The following is a 25,968-nucleotide window of genomic DNA, read 5'->3' on the forward strand; positions in this document are numbered from 1 at the left end:
TTCATGAAACGTTCCTACGGAACGAAAATGTATGGTGCATATTTTCTACCGAGGAGATGTTCCTATGGAACATGTGACATCCGGTTTTGGTATATATCATTAAAATCAAGGCATAAATTTTCATTTTTTTAAGCGCCCAAATATCCCGTAGGGATATCTCCTTGGTAGAAAGAATTCGTGGTTTTTCATGTTCCGTTAGGAACATTTCATGATAGCTTGGGGTAATATTTTGATGTTTATTTTTATGAAACGTTCCTACGGAACGAAAATGTATGGTGCATAATTGTTCTACCGAGGAAATGTTCCTACGGAACATGAGGTAAAAAAGAATTATCCATTTTGAGAAAACATCAAAAGCACCTAACTACGCAGGTAGTTATCTTCAATCAAGGCATAAATTTCATTTTTTCTAAGCGCCCAAATATCCCGTAGGGATATCTCCTCGGTAGAAAAAAAAATGGTTTTTCATGTTCCGTTAGGAACATTTTATGATAAAATAAACATCAAATCAGGTTTTCCATAATCATCAGCTTCGCTTTTAAAATTGCCGCCACGCTCATTGAATCCGTAATTTCATTTTTCATCACCATTTCGAAAGCCTCATCAAACGGGACTTTTTTAACCACTAGTTCTTCGGTTTCTTCTGGCATTGCAATGCCTTGAATCAAGCCGGTAGCTACATAAATGATGCTTAATTCATCGCTCACTGAGTTTGACAAATGCATGCGTTGAATTTCTTTCCAGTTGCTTGCGCTCATGCCTGTTTCTTCCAGCAGTTCTCTTCTGGCACTTTCTAATGGATCTTCGCCGAGTGGTCCCCCTCCTTCGGGAATCTCCCAGCTATAAGCTTTTAACGGAAAGCGATACTGGCCTACCAACCAGGTGTTGTAATCTTCATCGAGCGGCAAGATACCAATGGCTAAGTTTTTAAAGTGTACTTCACCGTAAATTCCTTTCCCACCAGATGGATTGATCACCTGATGTTCGGTGACACTAATCCAGTTGTTGTCATATTTTAAGTTACTCTCCAGCGTTTTCCAGGGGTTTTGTTCTTCCATTACGCAAATTACAAATATCCTATCCTAAATAAAATTTATCGTCGTGTTGCTGGGGGCAGTGGTGGAATTTTTTTTGCGATCTTCGTAAATCTATAGTTTAGGCTGAATATGAAATTCTGCGTATTATTCGTAGAAAAACTTTGCAATCTAAAATTTTCACCTTCGTTATAGATGGTGTTATTTCGATTTCCAAAAATATCGTTTAAAGTAACCCTGAAATTTAATCTATTGCTAAAAAACATTTTTCTAGCAGAGAAGCTCGAAGTTACCGAACCCTTGTTTCTTCCCTGGGCACTTAAGTTGTTGGCATAATTTAAATTTGATTCGAAAGCAGTCTTCTGTGGAAGTTGCATAGAAAAGCCAAAAGTTCCCCTAATGCTTAATCCATCTCTATTTAAAACTGAATTTAATTTTGAAGTGTAATTACTCTGAATCATACTGAAATTCCCATTGGCTGAAATTTTATTTGTTGGGCGGTAATTTCCAATTATAATCAAAGCCAGAGAATTGTTTGTCCCGACGTTATCGAAAGTGCTTTCCGATCGAGCTGAAGTAGAACCCGGAATTAAGGTAACTGTTCTAAATCTTTCAATTACGCCCTGACTAATGGAATAAGAAAGGCGAGGCGTAAAAGACCATTTCTGCCCAAATGCCCCAAAACTAATATCCATTTGGTGCGTGTATGAGGGCGAAAGGTTCGGATTACCATAAGAGATATTTAAAGTATCTACATTATTAACCTGTGGATTCAAGGTATTTTCTCTTGGTCTATTGATACGAACGCTGTATGTTGCGCCAAAATTATAACGTTTGCGGAAAAATTTATTAACCGAAAGGTTCGGGAAAACGCTTAGATAAGGCTTTACATTATAGTTTTCTCCTGTCGAAAGATCGAAAGCCACATCTGTTAGTTCTGTTCTAACCCCTGTTTTTACGCCCCAACCTGCATTGCGATAATTGTATGATGCATATCCAGCCAGAATGTTTTCATTGTATAAAAATTGATTACTCAACCTATCATTGGTTACAAATTGCTGCGTTTGAAAATTGAAATTCTCCACCAATAAGTCGTTGTCATTTTTTCTATAATTATAGGCAAGACCTAACTCAACTCGATCCCTTTTTTTAAATACCGGTTTATCATAGTCCAGGTTAAAAGTAATGCCATTATTTCCAATATCATTATTGTTTTGCTGTAGTGTTGCCCGCGAAATACCAATTGGTAAATAGGAGGTGTTATAGGTTCGAAGATCTAAACTTCCATTGGTGTTAAATGTTAATCCAATCGATAGGTTTCCACCACTCGTATCAGTCTGTAGCTTGTAATCGGCATTTATTATAAAGTTGTTGCTGTTTCCATTGCCTGTATTAGCCTGGTTTCGCAATCGTTTTTCAATGAGTTGCTCACTTAAATAGCGCAGCTCGTTTGCTGAATTGGAAGAAGATGTATTATCGTTGTAATTGGTTGATAGGCGAATATTTTGCTTTGGCGTGATGTCCCAATCAAAACCCAACCTAAAATTGACACCTCTGCTTTTGCTTTTGTTGGCGCCGTTTTGATCGTAATAAAATGTCGTATCAGGAAAGAAGTTTTCTCTATAACTATTATTTTCACCCTTGCCAACGTTATAACGATAGGCTGCACTTCCATTAATGGCATAATTTTTTCCACGGTAGGAAGCATTCGTATTGGCATTTCCATTTCCTTGCGCACCACCTGCTACGCCGATATTACCATTAAACCCTACCTTAAACCCTTTTTTCATCACAATATTGATGATTCCTTCTCCGTCGCCACTGTATTTTGCAGGTGGGTTGGTGAGCACTTCAATTTTTTCAATTGCATCTGATGGAAGCACATTCAAAAGATCGGCAATGTTCGATGTCATATAATCAGATGGCTTTCCATCAATGAAAACACGGGTGCTTTTTTTGCCAGCAATAGTTGCATTCCCATCGATATCAACCTGTACCATGGGTACATTTTTCAAAACATCTGTTGCAGTGCTGCCTTCCGCTAATAAAGTAGAACCCACATTATAGGTTACACCGTCGGCACCAAATTCTATTGCAGGTTTCTGAACGGTAATGGTTACTTCCTGCAGCGAATTTTGCTCTGAGCTGAGTTTCAATGATCCTAAGTTTTTATCAAAATCTTTGTCAGTAATGATGATTCCGTTTACCACCAAAGGTGCATAACCAACAAAACTAATTTTAATGCGATAGTTTCCGCTTTTCAGATTTTTGATACTAAAAAAACCGTCATCATCACTTGTAGAAGTAATCAAAGGTTGTTCTGCCTCTCCAAGATATATCGAAATGATAGCTGAGGGAATAGATAAACCACCAACTTCTTCTACCACTTTGCCACTAATCGTTCCCTTTTCGGCGGCAAAAGCCATGACTCCTGAAAATAGAATCAAGAAAGTAAGACAAAATTTAGGGAGACGTTTTTTCAATGTTTGGTTAGCGTTTATAAAAAAGGCGTTTAAAAATATCTTTTTAAACGCCTTTTTCAAAATTAAAATGAGCCTTCATCAGGACGATTGTCTTGCTGATCGTCTTTCTTCTTGGTTTTATTTAAGTTGAATGTGGTTTTTCCGAAGCGGTAAGAAAACGTTAGGTTACCCATTGTTCCTTGCATGCGTCGGGCAAAATCGATATACGTAAAGTTATCATCCGTAGTCATGCTCCATCTGCGGGTATTAAACACATCTCGAATGTTGAAACTCAGTGATGCTTTTTTGTTAGGGAAATCGTATTTGGCTCCACCATCAATACCGTACATGGCGTTACGTTTACCTTGCGCCATTACTTCCGGCGCTCTGTAATCGGCACGAACCTGAATAGATACGTTTTTTGCTACAGTTAAATTTCCAGTGATATTTCCATTCCAGCTAAAACCACTTCTACTTGCAATGTTAAATCTTTCATCACCTTCAAATTTCTGTTGATATAAATTTACGTTCGTAGTAAAGTTTAACGCTTTAATTAAATCGAAACGACCAATTAATTCTAAACCACTATTTTGTTGACGGGTTAAGTTTTGTGGTGTTGTGGTGATAATTCCATTTGCATCAGGCACACTTCTTACCCTTTGAATAACGTCGTTAGTTTGGCGGAAATATAAGCTAGATGTTAAGGTTACCTTTTTGAAATATTTGCTGTAACCCAATTCAAAAGAGTGTACATCTTCCGGATATAAATTCGGATTACCTGCTCTGTAATTCAACGGATCGGATACATCTAAAAATGGGTTTGTATCCCATGGGCGAGGACGGTTTACACGGCGTGTATAGCTCAACTGAACGGTTTGTTCGCCTTTTAGTTTTTGCGTTAAAAATACACTTGGATATAACCTTTTGTAATGGATGTTTCCTTCACTTGCTACTAGGTTATTACCATTATATCCTTCCAGATGGGTATCTAAACGGGCATCTTCAGCTCGTAAACCGATTTGGTAACCAAAATCTTTTATCTGATTTTGATAGTTTAGGTAAAGCGCATGAACCTGATCTTTGCTGTTAAAATCATTAATCAATTTGTTATTACGAATGTAAATTTCAGTATTGGTTAAAATCGAATCTGCATATTGATCGTTATCTCCTAAACGAATTTGGCTGCGGTAGCCGGTTTCAATTTTACCTGCCTTGCCAACTGGCAAAGTGTAATCAGCCTGGATGTTATAATTTGTGTTATCGCCAGTATTAAAAATACGCTGTAAACTTGGATTGATATTTACTTGATTTCCGTTTTGGTTGGTAAAAGTGGTGCTAAACGCCTGATCATTATTATTCGTTCCATATGAGTAACCAAAGTTGAAAGTCAATTCCTCTTTCGGTTTTTTAAATTTTTGAACGTAATCCAAATTTAAATCATAACTGCTTCCATCACCTTTATTGGTATTGCTTCTGTTGCTTAGTAAAACCGGACTCAAATTAGAGCGCAATTGTCTGATGTCAACAAATTCATCGCGGTCATTTTCCCTTGAGTTAAAACCACCCGATAAACTTACAATGCTTTTAGGAGTGATGTAATAATCTAAACCTGCTTTAGCATTATGTCCCTTATCCAACGAAGTTGATGAAGTATTTTGGTTTGCAAAAGCAGTTGAAGTGGTTGGACTTTTATAAGTAATATCCTGAAAGCCACCACCAATTCTATTGCCGTAACGATAGCTGTAGTTTCCGTAAAGGTTTACTTTACTATTTTGAAAACTCAAATTGGTATTGCCATTGTAGTTGTCGCGATTACCGGCAGTTAAAGCCACAGAACCGTTAAACCCAAGTTTAGTATTTTTCTTTAGCACAATATTGATGATACCAGATTGGCCTTCCGCGTCATATTTGGATGATGGATTGGTAATTACCTCTACACTTTCGATAGAACTTGCCGGGATAGACTGGAGAATTTGCGCCACGTTACCACCGGCAATAAGTGAAGGTTTGCCATCAATTAAAACCCTAACGCCACTCGATCCACGTAGGCTTACATTTCCGTCCATATCTGTAGAAACAGAAGGAACATTTTGTAGTAAATCGCCGGCAGAACCGCCTTCGCTAATCACGCTTTGATCTACAGCAAAAATCTTTTTGTCGATGCCCATTTGCATACCTTGTTTTTGCCCGGTTACCGTAACCTCGCTTAAGATATTTCCTTTCGCGGTATTCATCTTAATATCGCCGAAGTTTAAAGTTCCGGTAGCTGAGGTAATGTTTACGTTATCGCGTACCATGGTTTGGTAGCCAACAAAACTTATTTTGAAAGTAAAAGTTCCTGTAGGTAAATCGGCCATTACAAAAGCGCCGTTTGCATCAGTTTGCGCTATTTTAGCATTTTTAGCGGTTGCTTTATCAATTAAAACAGCCGTTGCAAATGGGATGGTTTCTTGTGTTTTGGCATCTTTAAGTACACCGATTATTTTTGCCTTGCCTCCAGTTTGCGCGAAAATGTTAAAGGATAAACTTAAGAATAGAAGGGTAATTTGTATCGTCCTTGATTTAAAAATTCTCATTAAATATATTATTTGTTGTGTGTTTTTGTAAAGGGAGACAAAGTAACGGCAACTAAGTTTAATTAAGGAGGCGTAACTATTTTATTACAGCCATTTTATAGTAATATTTTCGTGAGCAATTTTTGTTCAAATTTAAGGTCCAGGCATATTTGTGTTAGTTAAACAGGAAAACAATTGAACAATATTATAAATGGCCAATATCTAAATTGTTACTTTTGTTCGAGATGAAAAAAATATTAATCGTTGATGATTTACATCCCGCTTTTAAAGAGCAGGCGGTGGCATTGGGCTATCAGGTTGATGATGAACCTGAAATTACCAGACAGCAGACGTTAGAAAAAATAAAAGACTACGTCGGTATTGCTGTTCGTACCAAATTCAGGATTGATGCTGAGCTTTTCGCGGCGGCTCCAAACCTGAAATTTGTGGCCCGTGCCGGTGCTGGTTTAGACAATATCGATGAGAAAATTGCTTTCGAACGAGGTATTGAGTTAATTAACGCCCCAGAAGGTAATTGCGATGCGGTGGGCGAACATGCCACAGGTTTGCTTTTATCGCTGATGAATAACTTCCGCAGGGCTGATATGGAGATTAGAACTGGGGTTTGGGATCGCGAAGGAAACCGCGGCTACGAATTAAAAGGAAAGAAAGTTGGCATTATTGGATATGGCTTTATGGGACAAAGTTTCGCTAAAAAACTGGCTGGCTTTGAAGTTGATGTAATGGCTTATGATAAATATAAAACAGGCTTTTCTGATGCGTTCGCCCGGGAAGTAAGTATGGAAGAAATTGTAAAACACAGCGATGTGCTGAGTTTGCACATTCCACTCACTGCCGAAACCAAACAGATGGTTGACGATGAATATTTTTTCCATTTTAAAAAACCAATATTCTTTATCAATACAGCAAGAGGCGAAATTGTTAATACGAAAGCAGTACTGAACAATTTGAAATCGGGCAAAATTTTAGGTGCCGGTTTAGATGTTTTAGAAACTGAGAAGTTTCCTGCTTTGGGCGAACAAAACTGGTATAATGAATTGAAGATGAATGATAAAGTTATTTTAACACCTCATGTTGGCGGTTGGACATTTGATTCTTATCTCAAGATATCGGAAGTTTTGGCTCAAAAACTGGAGGGACTTTCTTTTTAGACTCTTGAATTATTTTTTTGAGGTACGCATGGCTTTCACTGTTTTAATTCCAGAATCGGAAGATAGCTTTGTGTATTCTTCTGTTTCCATTCCATAAATAGCAATTTTGCCTTCGTGGTTGGAGTGAACGCCAAAGCCGTATCGTTTTGTTAAAGGTGAAGCACGAAAACAAGGTTGTCCTTTCGAGAAAAAGCTTTTCTTGGCTTCATCTTTTTCTGCTTCGCTGATATCGTTTCTTTCTGCGAAAACTTGAAATAACACATCATCAGATGAGTATTTGTAAGGCTTTTTTGAGATCATTTCAAACTGTAATTCAGCAACCGTTTTATTGTTTCCTTTTAGTTTTGGTATTTCTCCGTGGATAACCGGACAATCTTCTGCTACCTCAATAAAAGTGTCGAAATAGTTAGTGGTGTGAGTTTTGGTCATGGGATGTGATTAAGTCTATTCAATTTCTAATTTTGGGCGGGAAATTTTTTCATTTTGATTCTAAATTAACAAACAATTGCGATTTCTTCTCGTAGTTTCCACCCTTATTTCCTAAATTGGAATACAATTTCTAACTAAATTATATCATGCCGAAAGATCATTTATACACTACCACCGTAACCTGGACGGGCAATAAGGGTTCTGGAACAATGGATTACCGCTCTTACGATCGCGACTACGTTATTTCTGTACAAGGAAAAAGCGATATTTCTGGTTCATCAGATTCTGCCTTTCTTGGCGATAAATCTAAATATAACCCGGAAGATTTGTTATTGGCTTCTATTTCCAGTTGCCACATGCTTTGGTATTTGCACCTATGTTCTAAAAACGAAATAGTAGTTATCGATTATAAAGATGAGGCTGTCGGCACAATGGAAGAATCGGCAGATGGAAGTGGTAAGTTTAAGGAAGTAACCCTATATCCAAAGGTTTTAATAGCAGATAAGGAACACTTTGAATTGGCAGAGTCGTTGCATGTAGAAGCGAACAAAATGTGTTTTATCGCCAACTCATTAAATTTTCCGGTTAAACACCAGCCTGGCTGTAAAGCGGAGAATAGCTAGTATTTAGTATTTGGTAAAAAGTAGAAAGTTAAAAGTTGGCAGTTTATAATTAGAAACTGCCAACTTTTAACTGCTATTATTTTACAACAAAAACGTTATCATTTGGTGTGGCATCTACATAAATACCATTATCCAAAGTAATCGACTTTATTTTACGGTTGGTGTTAATCGTCATGGTTAATTCTTTCTGATTGACCTTCCAAACCGCTGGTGTTTTATGAATGGTTTCTGTTTTACCTTCCGTATCGGTAACCAAAATATCAAATGGGATAGCAAAACCGCCAACATTTTTAATTACAAACGTTACTTTTCCTGATGAAATTTGCGGGTTACTCAGGGCCAAATCGAGGTAGTGATTGGTGAAAAACCAGTTCTGAAAAAACCAGTTTAGATTCTGCCCAGATCCTGTATTCATCGAATTAAAATAATCCCATGGGATGGGATGTTTACCATTCCAGGTGTTCATGTAATGATGAAGTGCTTTTTTAAATAAATCATCACCCAGCATATCTTTCAATGCCAGATAACTTAACGAAGCCTTTCCGTAAGAGTTATTTCCGTACCCGGCACCAGAAACCTGGTCAGACATCGAAATTACGGGTTGATCTTCTTCTGCAGATTTATCGTTAATATAGCTGTTAACCCTAAATTTTTTGTAAAAATCATCAGCAGCTTTTTTACCATGTTCGGCAATGCCGATTAAATATTCGAACGTAGTTGCCCAACCTTCATCCATATAAGCATAACGTGTTTCATTTATGCCCATAAAGAAAGGAAAATAGGTATGCGCCACTTCATGGTCTTGAACCAGTTGAGCGAAAACCGGATCTCCGAAGTTAGAATCATTAACCATCATCGGGTATTCCATATCGGCAAAGCCTTGAAAAGCAATGCTTTTGGCGTAAGGATAAGGAATGCCAGGCCAGTTATTCGAGAACCAGGCCAGTGCATTAATGTTGTATTTTACCGAATTTAAAAAATCTTTTCCTGTTGTTGGGTTATAGGCTGCCTGTGCACTTGCCCTGCGACCGCTTTTTGAATCTACCACAACACTTCCACCATCCCAAACGTAGTGATTGCTCATGGCAAACGTTACATCAGGAATATGATTGGCCTTAAATTTCCATGTATTCCAATCTTTTTGAACCGTTACTTTACCATTTTTTAATTCATCTGCGGTAGCAATATTAATTACTCCATCTGTATCATATGATTTTTTTAATCGAGCGGAGATTTCAGGCTGCAATACCTCATCAGGATTTAAGAAATCACCGGTAGCGTAAACCACGTAATCTTTTGGCACTGTTACTGAGAAAACATAATCGTTAAAATCATTGTAAAATTCCGCTCTGTCGGTATGTGGAATTCTGTCCCAACCATTGTAATCATCATAAACAGAAATACGGGGATAGCTGTAAGCCACAAAGAAAGAGTTTGGATCAATCTGTCCTTCGCGACCGCTTTCTTTTGATAAAGGATAATCCCATCCTATTTTAACAGATACTTTCGACTTTGGATTTAATGGCTTTTTCAAACGCACATTGCCAACCGTTCCCCAGTTTTTAGCATCTACTTTATACGTTTCTCCATCAACAGAAAACGATGAAATGTTTAGGCCTGTGGTTAAAAAATCTTCGCTTACAGCACCTCCACGTGGAGAAGTTGGCTTGTGTAAATTGTTTACAAAACGAATAGCCAGGGTTTTTAGCGTATCGCTGCTGTTGTTGCTATATAAAATTTCTTCTTGTCCGCTAACAACTTTCGTAGCGGCATCTACTTTAATATCCATGGTGTATTTGCCATGATTTTGCCAATAGTTGGTACCTGGATTACCGTTCATAGAGCGGGTTCCTTTATCGTAAGCTGCCTTTATATTTCGTGGCATATATAGCTCTTGTGCCGAAAGCGTGTAACTTCCTAGCCCAATAAGGAGGAGTAAAGAAAATAACTTTTTCATTTTTGAATAATTTCGACTAAAATATCATAATTGAATGAATTTTAAATGAGTATCGGTTTGAATGTTACTTTTTAAATTTAAGCGAAAGATGATTGGTTTAGGGAATGAAGGTTTATTCATGTGATGATTAGTGGCAACTCGATGTTAAAATCTAAAAATCCTGATCTTTTATTTGCTTTTGTAATTTCCACAATTTATCTTCGTTATAATTGAAGCAAGACTATGTAGCAAACCAACTATGTAGTCTTGTTTGTTTTTTATAGCGTTTGAATAAAATTAATAGAGCAATGACAGAGGTAACGTATTACACACAAGAGGGGTTAGATAAACTGAAAGAAGAAGTTCATTATTTAACTACCACCGGCCGTCAGCTAATATCTAAAGCAATTGCTGAGGCGAGAGATAAGGGTGATTTATCGGAAAATGCAGAGTATGACGCTGCTAAAGAAGCACAGGGTTTGCATGAGGCCAAAATCTCAAAATTAAAAAATACATTGGCAAATGCCCGCCTGATTGATGAGTCGAAATTGGATTTATCAAAGGTATTAGCATTATCAATTGTTAAAATTAAAAATGTTAAAAACGGTGCCACCATGACTTATCAGTTGGTAGCCGAAACGGAGGCCGATTTAAAAACAGGAAAAATTTCTGTGAAATCGCCTATTGCACAAGGTTTGTTGGGTAAATCTGTTGGCGAATTTGCCGAAATTGAAGTGCCTGCTGGTAAAATGCAATTCGAAGTTTTAGAAATCTCTAGATAAAAGAAGTTGAGAGTTATGGGTTACAGGTTGTAAGCCCAAACCTGTAACTCATAACTGATAACCCACAACTGACTTATGACTATCTTTTCAAAAATTGTTGCAGGAGAAATACCAGCGCATGTTGTTGCAGAAACTGTTGAGTATTTAGCCTTCTTAGATGTTCAGCCCTTAACCGCTGGCCACGTTTTGGTTATTCCTAAAATCGAAGTAGATTATATTTTCGATATGGATGAAGATTTATATGTTGGCCTTTGGATGTTTGCGAAAATTGTGGCAAAAGGGGTGAAGACAGCCTTTCCCTGCAAAAAAGTTGGCGTTTCGGTTATCGGATTGGAGGTTCCGCATGCTCATATTCACTTAATACCGATGAATAGTGTAGCCGATATGAACTTTGCCAAGGAGAAGCTAAAGCCAACCCAGGAAGAGTTGGCCGAAGCAGCTGAGAAAATTAAGCAGGCTCTGTTAGCGGAATAAATTCGCTAAAACAAAACATCGCGTATCGTTTCGTCTTTGTCGAACACACTTTTAGCGAAAGGACAAAGTGGAAGTATTTTAATTTTATTTTCACGGGCATTTTGAATTACAGCCATTAACAGCTGTTTGCCAATCCCTTTGCCCAAAAACTCTGGATTAACTTCTGTATGATCGATTATAATTTTGGTTTCGCCAGCCCAAACATAACTCATTTTGCCCGCCTGAACATTATTTTCTATAGCTTCGAAATAGCCATTTTTTTCGTTGTTTACCTGATTAATCTCCATATTATTTCTTTTGATAAGGGTTTTGATTTGGCAAAGGAACAAAATCCGTTTCGCCTGGTACGGGTTTAAATTTTTGTTCTAACCAATCTTGTTTGGCTTGCTCAATCAATTCTCTCTCCGATGCTACAAAATTCCAATAAATAAATCTTTCTTCAGGAAAAGGTTCTCCTCCAAAAATATAAACAGTTGTATTTTCGAGCATGGTAAATTCACACAACTTGGCATCGTTTGCAATTAAAATTAACCGCGGCTCGAAAAGATGTCCTTCACTTTCAATTCCACCCTCTAAAATGTACAATGCACTTTCGCCAAAAAGATCGTTACCAATACTTAGTTTTTGCCTCGTTGTGCTTTTAATTTCAATAAAATAAAGTGGGCAATAAACCGGAACCGGAGATTTTTTTCCAAAAGCTTCGCCCGCAATAAGTTTAATATTAACGCCATCTTGCTCCCAACTCGGGATATCTGTTTCGTCTACATGAAAAAATTCTGGCGCCATTTGTTCCAGTGCTTTAGGCAAAGCCACCCAAATTTGCAGACCATGAAGCATTTTATCGGTTTGTCGCAGATTTTTCGGTGTTCTTTCTGAGTGAGCGATTCCACTACCGGCTGTCATCCAGTTTACTTGCCCTGGTTTAATAATTACATCCGTTCCTAGGCTATCGCGATGTTCTATTTCTCCATCGAATAAAAAGGTAAGGGTAGATAAACCGATGTGTGGATGTGGAGGAACGTCCAGATTTTCATGGTTACTCATTGCTGCAGGCCCCATATGATCGATAAACGCAAACGGACCAACCATTCGTTTTTCACGGAAAGGGAGTAGTCTGCCTACCATAAAGTTGCCAATGTTCGCTGGTCTTTCTTCAATTATAAGGGATATGTTTGACATTGGAGTTCCTTTTTTTTGACGTGAATTTAGGAAAATTTTATTTGTCGAGAACCAATCTCATCTTCCTTTCGACCGCAGTGGAGAAATCTTTGGATTTGATTTTATTTAAACGCGATTAAATCGCTAAGCTATTTTGCACTCGTTAGAAACGAGCGCAGGCATAAAAATTTTACTTGTCAAGAAACAAATGTCATCGTTCTTTCGACCATAGCGGAGAAATTTTTGGATTTGATTTTATTTAAATGCGATTAAATCGCTAAGCTATTTTGCACTCGTTAGAAACGAGCGCAGGCATAAAAATTTTACTTGTCAAGAAACAAATGTCATCTTCCTTTCGCCCGCAGTGGAGAAATTTTTGGATTTGATTTTATTTAAACGCGATTAAAACGCTAAGCTATTTGCACTCGTTAGAAACGAGCGCAGGCATAAAAATTTTACTTGTCAAGAAACAAATGTCATCGTTCTTTCGACCGCAGTGAAGGAATGTTTGGGTTTTATTTAAACGCGATTGTAATCGCTGAACTATTTTGCGCTTGTTAGAAACGAGCGCAGGCATAAAAATTTTACTTGTCAAGAAACAAATGTCATCGTTCTTTCGACCATAGCGGAGAAATCTTTGGATTTGATTTTATTTAAACGCGATTAAATCGCTAAGCTATTTTGCACTCGTTAGAAACGAGCGCAGGCATTGAACGCTAACGAGCAAGCTCACGCAAAATCATGGTTTAAAAAAAACACCTCATTGCTGAGGTGTTTTCCATTATGTACTCAGAAAGAAAAATTATACTAATTCTGCTAATGCTTCTTTGCTGAAACCTTTCAGCTCATCCATTTGGTTGTTTTTGATTTTTTCAACCCAATTTGGATCAGCCAATAATGGGCGGCCAACAGCTACCAAATCAAAGTCTCCACGATCCATTCTGCGTACCAACTCATCCAATGAGCTTGGCTCTGAGCTTTGGCCTGCAAAAGCACCAAAGAAATCGCCACTTAAACCAACAGAACCCACCGAGATGGTTGTTTTTCCCGTTAATTTTTTTGCCCAGCCTGCAAAGTTCAAATCAGAACCTTCAAATTCAGTTTCCCAGAAACGGCGTTGTGAGCAGTGGAAAATATCAATTCCTGCATCAGCCATTGGCGTTAACCATTGTTCCATTTCTGATTCATTCTTGGCTAATTTAAAATCATATGCTGAAGGTTTAAATTGTGACAAGCGAATAATTAAGGCGAAATCTTCACCTACACGTTTACGTACTTCTTTAATTACTTCAACAGCGAACCGCGTACGTTCAGCTAAAGTTTTTCCACCATAAATGTCGGTGCGATTATTGGTAGCATCCCAGAAAAACTGATCAATTAAGTATTGGTGAGCACCATGAATTTCTACTGTATCAAAACCTAAATCTTTGGCATCTACCGCAGCTTGACCAAAAGCCGCAATTGTATCTGCAATGGCAGCGTCAGTCATCGGTACACCGTTTTCAAAACCCGGACTGTTTAAGCTCGATGGCCCTTCAAAAGGAGCATTTGGCAACCAGCCCGAAGCATGGTTTGCGTGGATACCCTGGTGCCAGATTTGTGGTCCCATTTGTCCGCCAGCGGTATGAACCTCGTTAATCACTTTTTTCCATCCTGCTAAAGCTTTTTCGCCATAAAAGTGAGGAATGTTAGGATCGGCAGAAGACGAAGGACGGTTAATGACTGTTCCTTCTGAAAGAATTAAACCAACCTGGCCGGCAGCTCTCTTTGCATAATATTCGGCAACGGCATCAGTCGGAATTCCATTCGGAGAAAACGACCTCGTCATTGGAGCCATTACGATTCTATTTTTTATGTTTAATGATTTTAAGCTAAATGGCTTAAATAAACTATCTGTGTTCATATAATTAATTTTTATAATTCTGTATTGATGATTTTGCTTAATTTTTCAATGCCTTCATGGTTACGTTTGTAGTAGGTCCATTGGCCAACCCTTGTGGCGCAAACTAAGTCTGCCCGCTGTAAAATAGAGAGGTATTCGGAAATGGTACTTTGTGATAAACCGGCTTTATTTTGAATTTGCCCTACACACACGCCAACGTTTTCAAAATCGGCATTTGGTTGCTCTGGAAAGTATTCGGCAGGACTTTTTAACCAGTTTAAAATTTGTAAACGGGTTTTGTTTGATAGAGCTTTGAAAATTTCTACCTGATCCATGATGCAAATGTATATCGACTTTTCCCGATATGCCAATTAAAATTTTGAAGTTTACAATAGTGTGTATAATAACCAAATAAGCGTTAATAAAACGTTTAAGTTAGTTAGGGATTCTTCAATTTTTATTTAGGATTTAAGCCAAACAATTTCTTACATTCGTTTAATCATTCTAACCAAATGTCTGCTTATAAATCATTAACCGATCTCGAACTTTTCATCCTCATGCAGGATGGAAATAAATTTGCCTTTGAGGAAATTTACGAACGCTTTAATGGTTTGTTGTATATCTATGCCTGTAAAATGGTGTCAGACAGGGAAGATGCCCGAGATATTGTTCAGGAAATTTTTGTTTACCTATGGAGCAATCCAAATATTCAAATCAAATCACAACTCTCTAACTATTTGTACACCGCAGTACGTTATAAAATTTACGATTGGTTGGATAAAAATAAATCACGTTCTAATTATTTACAATCGCTGGAAGATTTTTCTTTAAAGGGAGATTATGTAACCGACGATTATATTCGTGAAAAGGAATTTGCTTCTTTAATAGAAAAGGAGGTTTCATTATTGCCTCCAAAAATGCGTCAGATATTTGAAATGAGTCGCCAACAGCATTTGAGTCAAAAGCAAATAGCAGAAATTCTTCATCTATCAGATAAAACCGTTAAAAAGCAAATGAGCAATGCGCTCAAAGTTTTACGCTTGAAATTAACTTCATTTTTGTTATTAGCCACCATCTTATTAATAAAATAGTTTTTTGGAAAGCAAATTTCTGCTTATCGGTTTATTCAGTCCCGCTTTTGCTTTAATCTTGTTGTTAAAGTTGATACTTCATTGATATTATTGCAACAATAAGTATGATCGCAACAATCGGGTTTAGGAAACCTGAGTTTGTGCACATCACTTCATTTCTAAACCTGACATGGCGGATACCGGCCTTGTGGCTAAGGCCTGAAGGCGTATGAGCATGTGGCAGGAACAAACATGAAAATGAAAAGCAAGCCTTGCTTTTCTAAAAATTTTTAAAAAAAAAATGAAAATATTTTCATTTCATCTACTACCTAGGGTTCGCTCAACCGACATGTATTTAATTAGCCAAATATATTGAAGTGATGAGTAAAGAGGAAGTTGAAAAACTTTTAAAAAAATACAGCGTCGGCCTTTGTACTAAAGAAGAAAAAGCTTTGATAGAATCGTGGCACTTAAATGAGCTATCGGGTAAACATGCTGATCTAAACCATTCAGAATTGGCAGATGCCCGCAACCAAATGTGGGCTGCCATTCAAGAGGAAACACAAATTAAAAGCAGGCACAGTAAAACACTTTGGCTAAAGGTTGCTGCTGCGGCAGTAGTACTTTTCTTTATTGGTGTAGTTGTTAATTGGGAGGTTCAAAAAAATACGGAAACGAAGCAAGCCTTAAACAAAACAGAACAGAAAATTATTAAGCCAGGAGGAAATAAAGCCACGCTAACCCTAGCCGATGGATCGAAAATTTCACTTACCGATGCTTCAAATGGAGTAATTGCAAGCCAAGCCGGAATAAATATTACCAAAACTAAAAATGGCGAATTAATTTATACAGTTGCTTCGACTTTAAGCGCAAAGAAAGATTTATATAACACCATCGAAACGCCTCGTGGCGGGCAGTATCAGATTAATCTTCCTGATGGTACAAAAGTGTGGTTAAATGCAGAATCATCTTTAAGATATCCCGCGGCTTTTGATCAGACAAAAAGATTGGTTGAATTAAAAGGCGAGGCGTATTTTGAAGTGGCCAAGCGTTTGGATAAAAACAGCAAGAGAATTCCCTTTACAGTTAAAACGGAGTTAGCTTCTGGGAGAAACCAGGAAGTAGAGGTGTTGGGAACGCATTTTAATATCAACGCTTACAACAATGAGCCAGACAACAAAACAACTTTGTTGGAAGGTAGCGTGAAAATTAAAAATCTTCAATCTACTAGATCAGCATTACTTAAGCCAGGTCAGCAGTCACTCATTAGCCCTTCATCGCCATCTATAATGGTTTCGGCAGTTGACGCCGAAGAAGCGATAGCCTGGAAAGATGGTTTCTTTAGCTTTAATGAAGAGAATATAGAAACGATTATGAATAAAATTGCCCGTTGGTACAATGTAGAAATTGATTATCGTGGAAAAAAAATCAACAAAACTTTCGGTGGACGGATTTCTCGTTTCAACAGCGTAAATGAAGTGTTGGATATGCTTCAAACAACTGATGCGGTACATTTTAAAATTGACGGAAGGAGGATTTTAGTTATGCCATAACCTATACGCTTTTCATCATCTTTGATAGTTTTAGAGTTCGGCTTAGCTAAAAAAACTGGAAGCGCGGCAACGCTCCCAGCTATAATAAAGGCCTTATTCTAATCGTAAAATTGTGAGATACAACTATTCTAAACCTAATAACCAAATATATGAATTTTTATACTGAATGGTTGCCCCAACCCAAAGGGCGCCTGTTTAAATTTCTGCTGATTATGAAATTGACTTTTGTCGTACTAATCACTTCCTTTTTACAGCTCAGTTACGGAGCTGCCAATGCACAAAACGTAACCCTATCAGAAAAAAATACCTCGCTCTTGAATGTTTTTCGTAAGCTAAACAAAAGCGTAGGTTATAACTTTCTATACGATCTCGATGTACTGAAAGAAGGAAAACCGGTAACTATCGAAATTAAAAATACCGATATTAAAGAAGCTTTAAGGCGCATTTTTAGCGAGCAACCTTTGGGTTACACAATAAAAAATAACACCATTATTATTCACCGTAAGCCTATTGAAGGCATGCCGTTAATTATTCGATCATTTGTTGATATACGAGGAAAGGTAGTGGATGAAAACGGTCAGCCTATGGCAGGAGCCAGTGTTAAGGTAAAGGGTTCTAACCTTGGTGCAGTAACGGATGTAACTGGTGCATTTTCGTTAAAAGATGTAACTGAAGGTGCGATTTTAGTAGTGTCTTACATTGGTTACGAAAACAAGGAAGTTACGGCATCAAATGGATTAACGATAACACTTACTCCACAAGCAGGTTTACTGGCTGATGCTGTTGTTATCGGCTACGGAACGCAAAAGAAAAGCGTAGTAACGGGTGCCATTGCATCAGTAAAAGCTACTGATTTGAAAGATATGCCTGTGGTGCGTATTGAACAATCTTTGCAAGGTAGAGCTTCGGGCGTAACGGTTACTACGAGCTCTGGTCAGCCTGGAGATGGCGGCGTAGTTAGAATTCGTGGTATTGCGAATATTAATAACGCCAATCCTTTATATGTAGTTGATGGAGTAGTGATTAACGGTGGGATCGAATTTTTAAATCAATCGGATATAGAATCGATTGAGGTTTTAAAAGACGCCGCTTCGGCAGCTATTTATGGTACCCGTGCAGCAAATGGCGTTATCATTGTATCTACGAAAAAAGGCTCAAATACTGGTCGTATTCGTGTAGAATACAATAATTACATTGGTACGCAAGCTCCTTCTACCAACTTAAATTTATTAAATGCCACGCAATACGCCACCATTTATAATGAATCGCAATTGGCAGATGGTGTGACAGGAGTTCGTTTCCCAAATCCGGCGCAGTACGGTGAAGGAACAGATTGGCAGGAAGCCGTATTTAACAACAAAGCGATGATTCAAAACCACGATTTAAACATGAGCGGGGGTAATGATAAATCAGTTTATTACGGCTCTTTCAGTTATTTCGATCAGGATGGTATCGTGGCCACGCAAAATTCGAAGTTTAAAAGATTTACAGCCAGATTTAATTTCGAGCATAAAATCACCAAGAATATCAAATTTGGAAACTCAATCGGTTATACCCGAATCAATTCAATTGGCGTAAGTACCAACACCGAGTATGGTTCGCCATTAAGCCGTGCCATCAATATGGATCCAATTACACCAATTGTGGAGACTGATCCTGCAAAATATGGGTTACCAAAGTATCTCAATAATCCGGTGGTTAGAAATGATGCAGGTTTTCCTTATGGGATATCTGACTATGCACAATCCGAAATATTAAATCCGGTAGCAGCTTTGCAGGTTGCTCAAGGTAATTCGTGGAGCGATAAAGTAGTTGGAAATGCATTTGTTGAAGTTGAATTTTTAAAAGGATTGAAGCTGAGAAGTACAGGTGGTGTGGATTTAGCTTTCTGGGGAGGACAATCATTCCGTCCGATTTATTACCTGAATTCAATCAATCAATCTACTTTAACCGCTTACACAAGAGATAGTAACCGCGGTTTGTTTTGGTCGCTGGAGAATACTTTGAGTTATGATAAAACTATTGGAAAGCATGTAATTACCGCCTTAGTGGGTTACTCGGCGCAAAAAAACAAAGGCGAAACAAACGGTGGTATCAAAGAGGGTATTCCGGTTGATAACATTCGGGATGCTTCATTGCAATTTCCGGTAGCCAGAACCAATTCGGATTTTTATGGCGGAGAATATCAAAACACTTTGAATTCCATATTTGGGAGGGTGATCTACAATTATGATGAGAAATATTTGTTCACAGGTATCATCCGTAGAGATGGATCATCACGCTTCGGTCCAAACAATAAATACGGTTATTTTCCTTCAGGATCGGCTGGTTGGGTAGCTTCGAGAGAAGATTTCTGGCCAAAGAACAACATCGTAACCTTTTTAAAATTCCGTGGTTCTTATGGTGTTAACGGTAATGATAATATTCCTGATTTTAGCTACTTAGCAACCGTAAGCGGAGGAAGAAATTACTCATTAGGAACAGCATCTGGACAGACGTTAACCAATGGAGTAAGCCCGAATGCACTTTCCAATCCTGATTTAAAGTGGGAAGAAACCTCATCTTTCGATCTAGGTTTCGATGCGACCTTGTTTGAAGGCATTACTTTATCAACCAGCTATTTCAATAAGAAAACTTATGGCATGTTATTGCAGCAAGTGGTTCCTTCTTATGTGGGCAACTCTGGTCCGTATGCCAATACAGCCGATTTATACAACCGCGGTTTCGAGATCGAATTAGGTTGGAACAAAAGAGTTGGTGAAGTAAGTTTTCGTATAGCAGGTAACGCAGCGTTCATCAAAAATGAAGTAACGCTGTTAGGAGCCGATAAAGATTACATACCAAGCAGGCAAACGATTACGCCACAAAGTTTAGAGGTTACCCGTGTTGCGGTTGGCCAATCTGTCGATTCATTTTTCGGTTACCAAACTGCTGGCTTATTTCAAAACCAGGCAGAAATTAACAATTACAAAAATGGTGCTGGCGCATTAATTCAGCCAAATGCAAAACCTGGCGATATTAAATTTTTGGATTTGAATGGCGACGGTGTAATTAGTGATGCGGATAGAACTTTCTTAGGAAAATCTAACCCTAACTTTACTTATGGATTAACATTTTCAGCCAAATACAAAGGCTTTGATGTTTCCATTTTCGGCCAAGGTGTTTCTGGAAATATGATATTTAATGGTTTAAGAAGATTCGATTTAAGTCCATCAAACTATACCACTAACATTTTAAACCGTTGGACAGGTGAGGGAACAAGCAATACGGTTCCTCGGGCTACATTGGCTGATGATAACAAAAATTATAGCCGTGTTTCTAATTTGTTTTTAGAGAGTGGTGCTTATTTCAGATTGAAAAACGTTCAGCTTGGATACACATTGCCAAAAACGCTTGTGAATAAAGTGGGCTTAGATAACCTTAAATTTTATGTAATGGCAAATAACCTATTTACGCTAACTAAATATAATGGTTACGATCCGGAAATTGGTGGTGGTAGTTTAGGTGTCGATCGCGGTTTCTATCCACAGGCAAGATCGTTCTTTGTAGGTGTAAATGTTGGATTTTAATAATATAGAGATGAAAACTAAACATATAAAATATTCGATAGCCATTTTGGCCATCATGCAGTTAATGGTTTCCTGCAAGAAAGACTTTCTGGAGTTAACGCCAAAAGGAACAGCGACAGAAGAAAACTTTTATCGCAATGAAACAGAAGTTTATCAAGGCCTGGTTGCCGTTTACGATGTAATGCAATGGGGTACAAGTGGTGGCTATACCATGAAGCAGCCCTTGCTAAGTGCCGCATCTGATGATTGCTGGGCAGGCGGAGGTAATGCTTCAGATCAGCCAGGCTGGGTAGCATACGATAACTTCAATATGGATTCGAGGTTGGGTCCACAGGTGGGTTTATGGTCTAAAAATTTCACTGGAATAAACAGGGCGAATATCATTTTAGATAAAATTGAGAAAGCCACAAATTTAAGTGCTGCTTTTAAATCTAGAATAACAGCCGAAGCTAAGTTTTTACGTGCCTACTTCTATTTTGATTTAGTTCGGTTTTTTGGCAATGTTCCGTTAATTACCAAACAAATACCAACGGCCGATCTTTACACACAAACACAATCGGCGCCTGCAGCAATTTATGCACAAGTAGAGAAAGATTTGAGAGAAGCCTTTCCTAGTCTGCCGCCAACGGTAGCCGCTAATGAAAAAGGTAGAATTTCTAGAGGAACAGCGAAAGCATTATTAGGTAAGGTGTTACTTTTCCAAAATGACAATAGTAAATTGACAGAAGCCGCAACGCTATTTAATGATGTGAATAAAACCGGAAATGAATATGGTTATGCCTTGCTTCCAAATTATGCTGATATTTTCAGACCTGATAATAAATTTAATTCAGAAGTAATTTTAGAGATTCCTCATTCTACCTTATCTGCCTGGGGCGATTGGGGTTGGGTAAATGGTGGCGAAGGAAATGTTGCACCCCAATTTATTGGCATGGATAGCTATAATGGCGATACTTATTCTGCAGGATGGGGCTTTTGCCCTGTAACGCTCGATTTAGTAAATGCCATGAAAGCTGATCCACGTTTTGCAACTTCTATTATAGACGGCACTGCCCTAAAAGCTGCAGGTGCTACTTATACCGCTCGTTATCAGAATACCGATTACTTCATTAAAAAATATGCGCCATTAAAGGCATATCGATCAAATAGTGGGGTTGCCGAATTAAACTGGCCAATAGATGAAATTGAAATGCGTTTAGCCGATACTTACCTAATGGAAGCAGAAGCTTTAGTAAGATCAGGAGGCAATGCAACGAGAGCTTTGGAATTATTAACTGCCGTTCGGGCTAGAGTAGGTTTAACCCCAGTACCTGCAACACTTGATAATATTTACAATGAGCGCAGACTTGAGTTGGCTTTTGAAGGACATCGGTTTTTCGATTTGGTACGCACCAACAAAGCTGTTGCCGTGTTGGGTCCATTGGGTTTCAAAGCAGGCAAAAGCGAATTACTGCCAGTTCCTCAACAGGAAATCGACTTGACAAAAGGCGTAATTAAACAAAATCCAGGCTATAATTAATTAGATATACCATGAAATTAAATTATATCATTAAACAAACCGCCGGGTTTTTAAGCCTGCTGTTTGTGCTAAGCTTTAGCGCTTGCAAAAAAGAAAATAACGATAAAGAGCTGGATGCTGCACCAACAACAGATCAAGTGAAGTTTACCATAACGCCGACCTCAACAAATGCCAATGTGGTTACATTAGTCAATCAATCTCCTGGTTTTAAGGCCCTGTGGGATCTTGGCAATGGCGCTACAGCTGATGGAAATACAGTGACTGCATCTTATCCTCTCGCCGGAACTTACACCGTAAAATTAACAATTGCAACTGCAGGAGGTTCTGTTTCAAGCACCAAAACGGTAGTAATTGCAGCAACAAATCCTGCTATGTTAACTGATCCAGCCTTTACCACATTATCTGGTGGCTTATCTAATGCAGCAGGTTTCACCTGGGTTATTGATCAAAAATCTGCAGGTCATTTAGGTGTTGGTCCAATTACTTCGCAAGCACCCGATTGGTATCAGGCTGCGGCAGATGAAAAAAACGGACAGGGTTTTTACGATGATGAGATGACCTTTAACATGAATGCCTTAAAATATACCTACGATAATAAAGGAACAACCTTTGCCAACGCTGCAAATGCGCCTGGAATTGGTGGCCCCGCTGGATCAAATGATCCAACGGTAAACTATACGCCGGCAACCAACTTAACGTGGTTGATAACAGAAACCAATGGTGTAAAATACCTAACTATTTCTGGCGGAGGTTTTATCAGTTATTATTTGGGCGTATCTCAATATCAAATTTTATCGTTAAACGAGAATGAAATGTGGCTGCGTTGTTTAGATAAAGCAAATGCTGGAAATGCCTGGTATTTGAAACTCGTTAAAAAAGGTTATGTGCGGCCCGTAATTCAAAAACCATTGCAAGCGGCCAATTTAAGTGATGATTTCCAAGCTACGGCAAATTTTAGCTGGACTGCAGAGAATGTAGATTTTGTTAGGCCTTATGATAATCCTGCCAAGTTTCCAGTAAATACCTCTGCAAAAGTGGGTTATTACGAGAAAAAAGCAGGCGGCGACGGTCAGTATGGGAATTTAAATGTAACCATGCCATATCGATTTAACTTAGCCACTACAAATAAGGTGAGGTTAAAAGTTTTCTTCCCTGGCGGAAATGATTTCACTAAAACACCAGCAACCGTTTCAGTAAAACTACAAAACTCTTTGCTGGGTGGCAATGCCTGGCAAACTCAAACCGAAATTGTGAAAACTTTAACGGCTGTTCAATATAATACATGGACGCAATTAGAGTTCGATTTTTCAGGTATCAGCGGGCAAACGCTCTACGATAAAATTGTGGTTCAGCTTGGTGGAGAAGGGCATCCAAATCCAGGGCTCTTTTACATAGATGACTTCGAATTCAAATAAAATTGTGCTAGATCAGTTGGATTTTAAGGCCAGCTGATCTTTATATATCGATATGATGATCAAGACAAGAAAATATTTCACGAAACAAATTTTTGCTGCATTTGCTCTTGCTGTAATTTGGTTAAGTTCATGTTCTAAAGGCACTGATGATAATGGTTTGGTATATGTTCCGCCAACACCTGCCGGCCCGCCAGTAGATAAAGGATGGACGTTTGAAACCTCACCAACCTGGGCCGATGAATTTACGAATACCGGAGCACCGTTAACAAGCAATTGGGATTACGATACTGGTGGAAGTGGCTGGGGCAACAACGAACTCCAGTTTTACACCAACACTACCAATAATGCCAATGTGGCGGGCGGGCTTTTAACCATCACAGCTAAGAAAGAAAGTATGGGTGGAAGAGATTATTCGTCAGCTAGAATGGTAACGAGAAATAAGCTGGATGCCTTATATGGGCGTTTCGAAATAAAAGCGAAGCTGCCTTTTGGAAAAGGAACATGGCCAGCCATCTGGATGTTACCCACCGATCGCTTCTATGGAGATTGGCCAAAATCAGGAGAAATTGACATTATGGAGCATGTAGGTTACGACCAGGACATGGTTCATTTTACTACGCATACCGAAGCTTATTATTTTAAAATAAACACACAAAAATCGAGTACTAAAAAAATTGATGGCGTGAGCACTGCCTTTCATTTGTACCGCGTAGACTGGACGCCCTATGCCATTCGAGGCTATTTTGATGATGTGAAAGTTTTCGAGTTTGCTAACGAAGGTACCGGATACAAGGCCTGGCCTTTCGATAAAAAATTCCATTTGCTTTTAAACATTGCTGTTGGTGGCGATTGGGGAGGAGCTCAAGGTGTAGATGCTTCTATCTGGCCACAAAAAATGGAAGTAGATTATGTTCGCTATTATAAAATGATTGATAAGTAATTTGCAGGTTAGTTTAATTGTTGAAGTCGTTCTGTTTGGAACGGCTTTTTTTGCGTTTAGTCGTCAATGAAAATGTGTTTTAGCATTTTTCATGCTATAAAATGCCGAAATAAATTCAGCGGAACGAGTTTAAAAAAATCCTGTTAAAAAAGAACGGGGATAAATCATACCGACCTATCCCCGTCATCTAAATTAACGCTCTCAAATATATAAACAGCTAAAAAGCCTATTTATTATATTGAGCAGAAAATATTTTTATTTTTTTGCTGCGGGCTTCTTTGCTGCCGCCTTAGGTTTCTTTTCAGTAGCTACTATTTCTTCCTCAACCACAACTTTTTTCTTAGCTGGCGCTTTGGTTTTTTTTACTTCTGCAACTGTTTCTTCTGCAACCTCTTTTTTCTTAGCTGGTGCTTTAACCTTTTTTGGTGCTGCAACAACGTCTTCATCAGTAACTTCTGTTTTCTTTTTTACAGGTGCTTTAGCTTTTTTTGGTTCAGCAATAGTTTCTTCGGCTGCCACTTCTTTTTTCTTAGCTGGTGCTTTACGCTCAACGGCAGGAGCGTCAACTTTCACTTCCTCTTTGGTTTCTGCAGCTTTAGGAGCATCAATATTTTGTAAGTAGTTAACTAAAATTTGTCTTAAATAAACCTCTGGCTTTGGCATATTAATGATGTGGCCAGGTTCTTTATCCTGAGATTGTTTAATGTACGCAGATTTAATTTTGCCCCAATCCTTCGAATAAAGTCTGATAAACATCTCTACAAATTGCTCGTCTGTATATTTTTTAGGCAACCTACCCAGCACTGCCTGAATTTTTTCTTCTTTTTTATGTAATACCGCCATCGCTTTTATTTTGGGCAAAGATAACCGATATTACAGATAATCATGTAAATAGGGGATTTAAACTTTTATAAGTTCGAAAACGAGGAAAGTTTTAGTGGGGGTGGCGAGTATGAAACTTATCCTGCTCATTTAAGCTTCAACTTCGTCTAAAATACCATCAGTCTTTCTGCTTGCTACTAATCTTTCGCGGTGTTGCATTCCCCAATTTCTAAGTTCGTCAATCACTTTATCTAAAGATCCACTGTATGCAGTGAGCTCGTAAGTAACAGTTACAGGAGTGGTAGGGAACACTTTACGCAGTACAAATTCGTTCAGTTCCAACTCCTTTAATTCTTTCGATAAAATTTTAGGGGTAATGTCGCCTAACGACTTTTGAATTTCATTAAAACGTTTCGGGCCATCCTGAAGTGTTAATATTAATGGTAACTTCCATTTTCCGTTTAAAACATAAAGGGCATCTCTTACTGCATTTAAACTGGTATTACAAGTTTCAAGGGTGTGAATTTCTCTGTTAAAAGCCATGGTATAAAGTTAATAACTTTCCCAAAGGAT

General features: G+C 38.3%; 21 protein-coding genes. 10 read left to right on the forward strand and 11 right to left on the reverse strand.

Annotated elements, in window-relative coordinates; all coding sequences use genetic code 11:
* Nucleotides 1-503: 503 nt before the first annotated feature.
* The 3 genes from ASE92_RS01410 to ASE92_RS01420 all read right to left on the reverse strand — a co-directional run bounded on the left by ASE92_RS01410 (nucleotide 504) and on the right by ASE92_RS01420 (nucleotide 6,072).
* Nucleotides 504-1,058, reverse strand: coding sequence for an NUDIX hydrolase (locus tag ASE92_RS01410; RefSeq protein ID WP_056848329.1), 555 nt, complete (start codon nucleotides 1,056-1,058; stop codon nucleotides 504-506).
* A 35-nt stretch (nucleotides 1,059-1,093) separates the two neighbouring features.
* The gene (locus ASE92_RS01415; RefSeq protein ID WP_235527255.1) at nucleotides 1,094-3,460 is read right to left on the reverse strand and encodes an outer membrane beta-barrel family protein; all 2,367 of its coding nucleotides are present in this window, start codon (nucleotides 3,458-3,460) and stop codon (nucleotides 1,094-1,096) included.
* 119 nt (nucleotides 3,461-3,579) lie between these two features.
* The gene (locus tag ASE92_RS01420) at nucleotides 3,580-6,072 is read right to left on the reverse strand and encodes a TonB-dependent receptor domain-containing protein (protein WP_056848330.1); all 2,493 of its coding nucleotides are present in this window, start codon (nucleotides 6,070-6,072) and stop codon (nucleotides 3,580-3,582) included.
* Nucleotides 6,073-6,296: 224 nt separating this feature from the next.
* Between ASE92_RS01420 and ASE92_RS01425 the strand changes: the two genes are divergently transcribed.
* Nucleotides 6,297-7,223, forward strand: a complete 927-nt coding sequence (locus tag ASE92_RS01425; protein WP_056848331.1) for an NAD(P)-dependent oxidoreductase — start codon at nucleotides 6,297-6,299, stop codon at nucleotides 7,221-7,223.
* A 9-nt stretch (nucleotides 7,224-7,232) separates the two neighbouring features.
* Here the strand turns inward: ASE92_RS01425 and ASE92_RS01430 are convergent, their stop codons facing one another.
* Nucleotides 7,233-7,652 carry a DUF6157 family protein gene (locus ASE92_RS01430; RefSeq protein ID WP_056848332.1) on the reverse strand — a complete coding sequence of 140 codons (420 nt, stop codon included), beginning with the start codon at nucleotides 7,650-7,652 and terminating at the stop codon, nucleotides 7,233-7,235.
* Between the two features lie 146 nt (nucleotides 7,653-7,798).
* Here ASE92_RS01430 and ASE92_RS01435 point away from each other — a divergent pair, with 146 nt between their 5' ends.
* Complete coding sequence (locus tag ASE92_RS01435) at nucleotides 7,799-8,275, forward strand: OsmC family protein (RefSeq protein ID WP_056848333.1); 477 nt, start codon at nucleotides 7,799-7,801, stop codon at nucleotides 8,273-8,275.
* 76 nt (nucleotides 8,276-8,351) lie between these two features.
* On the opposite strand, the gene ASE92_RS01440 is transcribed toward ASE92_RS01435, so the two are convergent.
* Nucleotides 8,352-10,232, reverse strand: a complete 1,881-nt coding sequence (locus ASE92_RS01440) for a M1 family metallopeptidase (RefSeq protein ID WP_056848334.1) — start codon at nucleotides 10,230-10,232, stop codon at nucleotides 8,352-8,354.
* Nucleotides 10,233-10,519: 287 nt separating this feature from the next.
* On the opposite strand from ASE92_RS01440, the gene greA reads away from it, so the two are divergent.
* Together greA and ASE92_RS01450 are read left to right on the forward strand one after the other, a co-directional pair.
* Entirely contained in the window at nucleotides 10,520-10,993 is a 474-nt protein-coding gene (gene greA / locus ASE92_RS01445; protein ID WP_029276724.1) for a transcription elongation factor GreA, read from the forward strand.
* 75 nt (nucleotides 10,994-11,068) lie between these two features.
* Entirely contained in the window at nucleotides 11,069-11,467 is a 399-nt protein-coding gene (locus tag ASE92_RS01450; protein ID WP_056848335.1) for an HIT family protein, read from the forward strand.
* 5 nt (nucleotides 11,468-11,472) lie between these two features.
* Here ASE92_RS01450 and ASE92_RS01455 read toward each other — a convergent pair whose 3' ends face one another.
* From ASE92_RS01455 to ASE92_RS01470, 4 genes are all read right to left on the reverse strand, one after another.
* Entirely contained in the window at nucleotides 11,473-11,754 is a 282-nt protein-coding gene (locus ASE92_RS01455) for a GNAT family N-acetyltransferase (RefSeq protein WP_056848336.1), read from the reverse strand.
* Nucleotide 11,755: 1 nt separating this feature from the next.
* Nucleotides 11,756-12,646: a pirin family protein gene (locus ASE92_RS01460; protein ID WP_056848337.1), complete on the reverse strand. Its 891-nt coding sequence runs from the start codon at nucleotides 12,644-12,646 to the stop codon at nucleotides 11,756-11,758.
* Between the two features lie 781 nt (nucleotides 12,647-13,427).
* Nucleotides 13,428-14,528: an NADH:flavin oxidoreductase gene (locus tag ASE92_RS01465; RefSeq protein ID WP_056848338.1), complete on the reverse strand. Its 1,101-nt coding sequence runs from the start codon at nucleotides 14,526-14,528 to the stop codon at nucleotides 13,428-13,430.
* 11 nt (nucleotides 14,529-14,539) lie between these two features.
* Nucleotides 14,540-14,842, reverse strand: coding sequence for a helix-turn-helix transcriptional regulator (locus ASE92_RS01470; RefSeq protein ID WP_056848339.1), 303 nt, complete (start codon nucleotides 14,840-14,842; stop codon nucleotides 14,540-14,542).
* Between the two features lie 177 nt (nucleotides 14,843-15,019).
* On the opposite strand from ASE92_RS01470, the gene ASE92_RS01475 reads away from it, so the two are divergent.
* The 6 genes from ASE92_RS01475 to ASE92_RS01500 all read left to right on the forward strand — a co-directional run bounded on the left by ASE92_RS01475 (nucleotide 15,020) and on the right by ASE92_RS01500 (nucleotide 24,573).
* Entirely contained in the window at nucleotides 15,020-15,598 is a 579-nt protein-coding gene (locus ASE92_RS01475; RefSeq protein ID WP_056848340.1) for an RNA polymerase sigma factor, read from the forward strand.
* 359 nt (nucleotides 15,599-15,957) lie between these two features.
* Nucleotides 15,958-17,130 (forward strand): FecR family protein, encoded by a 1,173-nt coding sequence (locus tag ASE92_RS01480; protein WP_056848341.1) that lies wholly within the window; start codon nucleotides 15,958-15,960, stop codon nucleotides 17,128-17,130.
* 212 nt (nucleotides 17,131-17,342) lie between these two features.
* Entirely contained in the window at nucleotides 17,343-20,699 is a 3,357-nt protein-coding gene (locus ASE92_RS01485) for a TonB-dependent receptor (protein WP_235527256.1), read from the forward strand.
* Between the two features lie 10 nt (nucleotides 20,700-20,709).
* Entirely contained in the window at nucleotides 20,710-22,218 is a 1,509-nt protein-coding gene (locus ASE92_RS01490; protein ID WP_082454941.1) for a RagB/SusD family nutrient uptake outer membrane protein, read from the forward strand.
* A gap of 11 nt (nucleotides 22,219-22,229) precedes the next feature.
* Nucleotides 22,230-23,633: a PKD domain-containing protein gene (locus tag ASE92_RS01495; RefSeq protein WP_056848343.1), complete on the forward strand. Its 1,404-nt coding sequence runs from the start codon at nucleotides 22,230-22,232 to the stop codon at nucleotides 23,631-23,633.
* Between the two features lie 52 nt (nucleotides 23,634-23,685).
* Complete coding sequence (locus tag ASE92_RS01500; protein ID WP_235527257.1) at nucleotides 23,686-24,573, forward strand: family 16 glycosylhydrolase; 888 nt, start codon at nucleotides 23,686-23,688, stop codon at nucleotides 24,571-24,573.
* Between the two features lie 255 nt (nucleotides 24,574-24,828).
* Here the strand turns inward: ASE92_RS01500 and ASE92_RS21310 are convergent, their stop codons facing one another.
* Together ASE92_RS21310 and ASE92_RS01510 are read right to left on the reverse strand one after the other, a co-directional pair.
* A complete protein-coding gene (locus ASE92_RS21310) occupies nucleotides 24,829-25,416 on the reverse strand; it encodes a hypothetical protein (RefSeq protein WP_200926307.1) in 588 nt (195 codons plus the stop codon).
* 129 nt (nucleotides 25,417-25,545) lie between these two features.
* Nucleotides 25,546-25,938, reverse strand: a complete 393-nt coding sequence (locus ASE92_RS01510; protein WP_056848345.1) for a helix-turn-helix domain-containing protein — start codon at nucleotides 25,936-25,938, stop codon at nucleotides 25,546-25,548.
* Between the last annotated feature and the right edge of the window lie 30 nt (nucleotides 25,939-25,968).

The sequence above is a fragment of the Pedobacter sp. Leaf41 genome (assembly GCF_001422545.1).
GTDB lineage: Bacteria > Bacteroidota > Bacteroidia > Sphingobacteriales > Sphingobacteriaceae > Pedobacter.

What these genes read in the sequence shown, in the direction of transcription:
- ASE92_RS01440 (WP_056848334.1), bottom strand. Translation starts at nt 10,232, where the DNA reads ATGAAAAAGTTATTTTCTTTACTCCTCCTTATTGGGCTAGGAAGTTAC.
- ASE92_RS01480 (WP_056848341.1), top strand. Translation starts at nt 15,958, where the DNA reads ATGAGTAAAGAGGAAGTTGAAAAACTTTTAAAAAAATACAGCGTCGGC.
- ASE92_RS01410 (WP_056848329.1), bottom strand. Translation starts at nt 1,058, where the DNA reads ATGGAAGAACAAAACCCCTGGAAAACGCTGGAGAGTAACTTAAAATAT.
- ASE92_RS01495 (WP_056848343.1), top strand. Translation starts at nt 22,230, where the DNA reads ATGAAATTAAATTATATCATTAAACAAACCGCCGGGTTTTTAAGCCTG.
- ASE92_RS01510 (WP_056848345.1), bottom strand. Translation starts at nt 25,938, where the DNA reads ATGGCTTTTAACAGAGAAATTCACACCCTTGAAACTTGTAATACCAGT.
- ASE92_RS01450 (WP_056848335.1), top strand. Translation starts at nt 11,069, where the DNA reads ATGACTATCTTTTCAAAAATTGTTGCAGGAGAAATACCAGCGCATGTT.
- ASE92_RS01475 (WP_056848340.1), top strand. Translation starts at nt 15,020, where the DNA reads ATGTCTGCTTATAAATCATTAACCGATCTCGAACTTTTCATCCTCATG.
- ASE92_RS01435 (WP_056848333.1), top strand. Translation starts at nt 7,799, where the DNA reads ATGCCGAAAGATCATTTATACACTACCACCGTAACCTGGACGGGCAAT.
- ASE92_RS01490 (WP_082454941.1), top strand. Translation starts at nt 20,710, where the DNA reads ATGAAAACTAAACATATAAAATATTCGATAGCCATTTTGGCCATCATG.
- greA (WP_029276724.1), top strand. Translation starts at nt 10,520, where the DNA reads ATGACAGAGGTAACGTATTACACACAAGAGGGGTTAGATAAACTGAAA.
- ASE92_RS01430 (WP_056848332.1), bottom strand. Translation starts at nt 7,652, where the DNA reads ATGACCAAAACTCACACCACTAACTATTTCGACACTTTTATTGAGGTA.
- ASE92_RS01420 (WP_056848330.1), bottom strand. Translation starts at nt 6,072, where the DNA reads ATGAGAATTTTTAAATCAAGGACGATACAAATTACCCTTCTATTCTTA.
- ASE92_RS21310 (WP_200926307.1), bottom strand. Translation starts at nt 25,416, where the DNA reads ATGGCGGTATTACATAAAAAAGAAGAAAAAATTCAGGCAGTGCTGGGT.
- ASE92_RS01485 (WP_235527256.1), top strand. Translation starts at nt 17,343, where the DNA reads ATGAAATTGACTTTTGTCGTACTAATCACTTCCTTTTTACAGCTCAGT.
- ASE92_RS01500 (WP_235527257.1), top strand. Translation starts at nt 23,686, where the DNA reads ATGATGATCAAGACAAGAAAATATTTCACGAAACAAATTTTTGCTGCA.
- ASE92_RS01455 (WP_056848336.1), bottom strand. Translation starts at nt 11,754, where the DNA reads ATGGAGATTAATCAGGTAAACAACGAAAAAAATGGCTATTTCGAAGCT.
- ASE92_RS01470 (WP_056848339.1), bottom strand. Translation starts at nt 14,842, where the DNA reads ATGGATCAGGTAGAAATTTTCAAAGCTCTATCAAACAAAACCCGTTTA.
- ASE92_RS01415 (WP_235527255.1), bottom strand. Translation starts at nt 3,460, where the DNA reads ATGGCTTTTGCCGCCGAAAAGGGAACGATTAGTGGCAAAGTGGTAGAA.
- ASE92_RS01460 (WP_056848337.1), bottom strand. Translation starts at nt 12,646, where the DNA reads ATGTCAAACATATCCCTTATAATTGAAGAAAGACCAGCGAACATTGGC.
- ASE92_RS01425 (WP_056848331.1), top strand. Translation starts at nt 6,297, where the DNA reads ATGAAAAAAATATTAATCGTTGATGATTTACATCCCGCTTTTAAAGAG.
- ASE92_RS01465 (WP_056848338.1), bottom strand. Translation starts at nt 14,528, where the DNA reads ATGAACACAGATAGTTTATTTAAGCCATTTAGCTTAAAATCATTAAAC.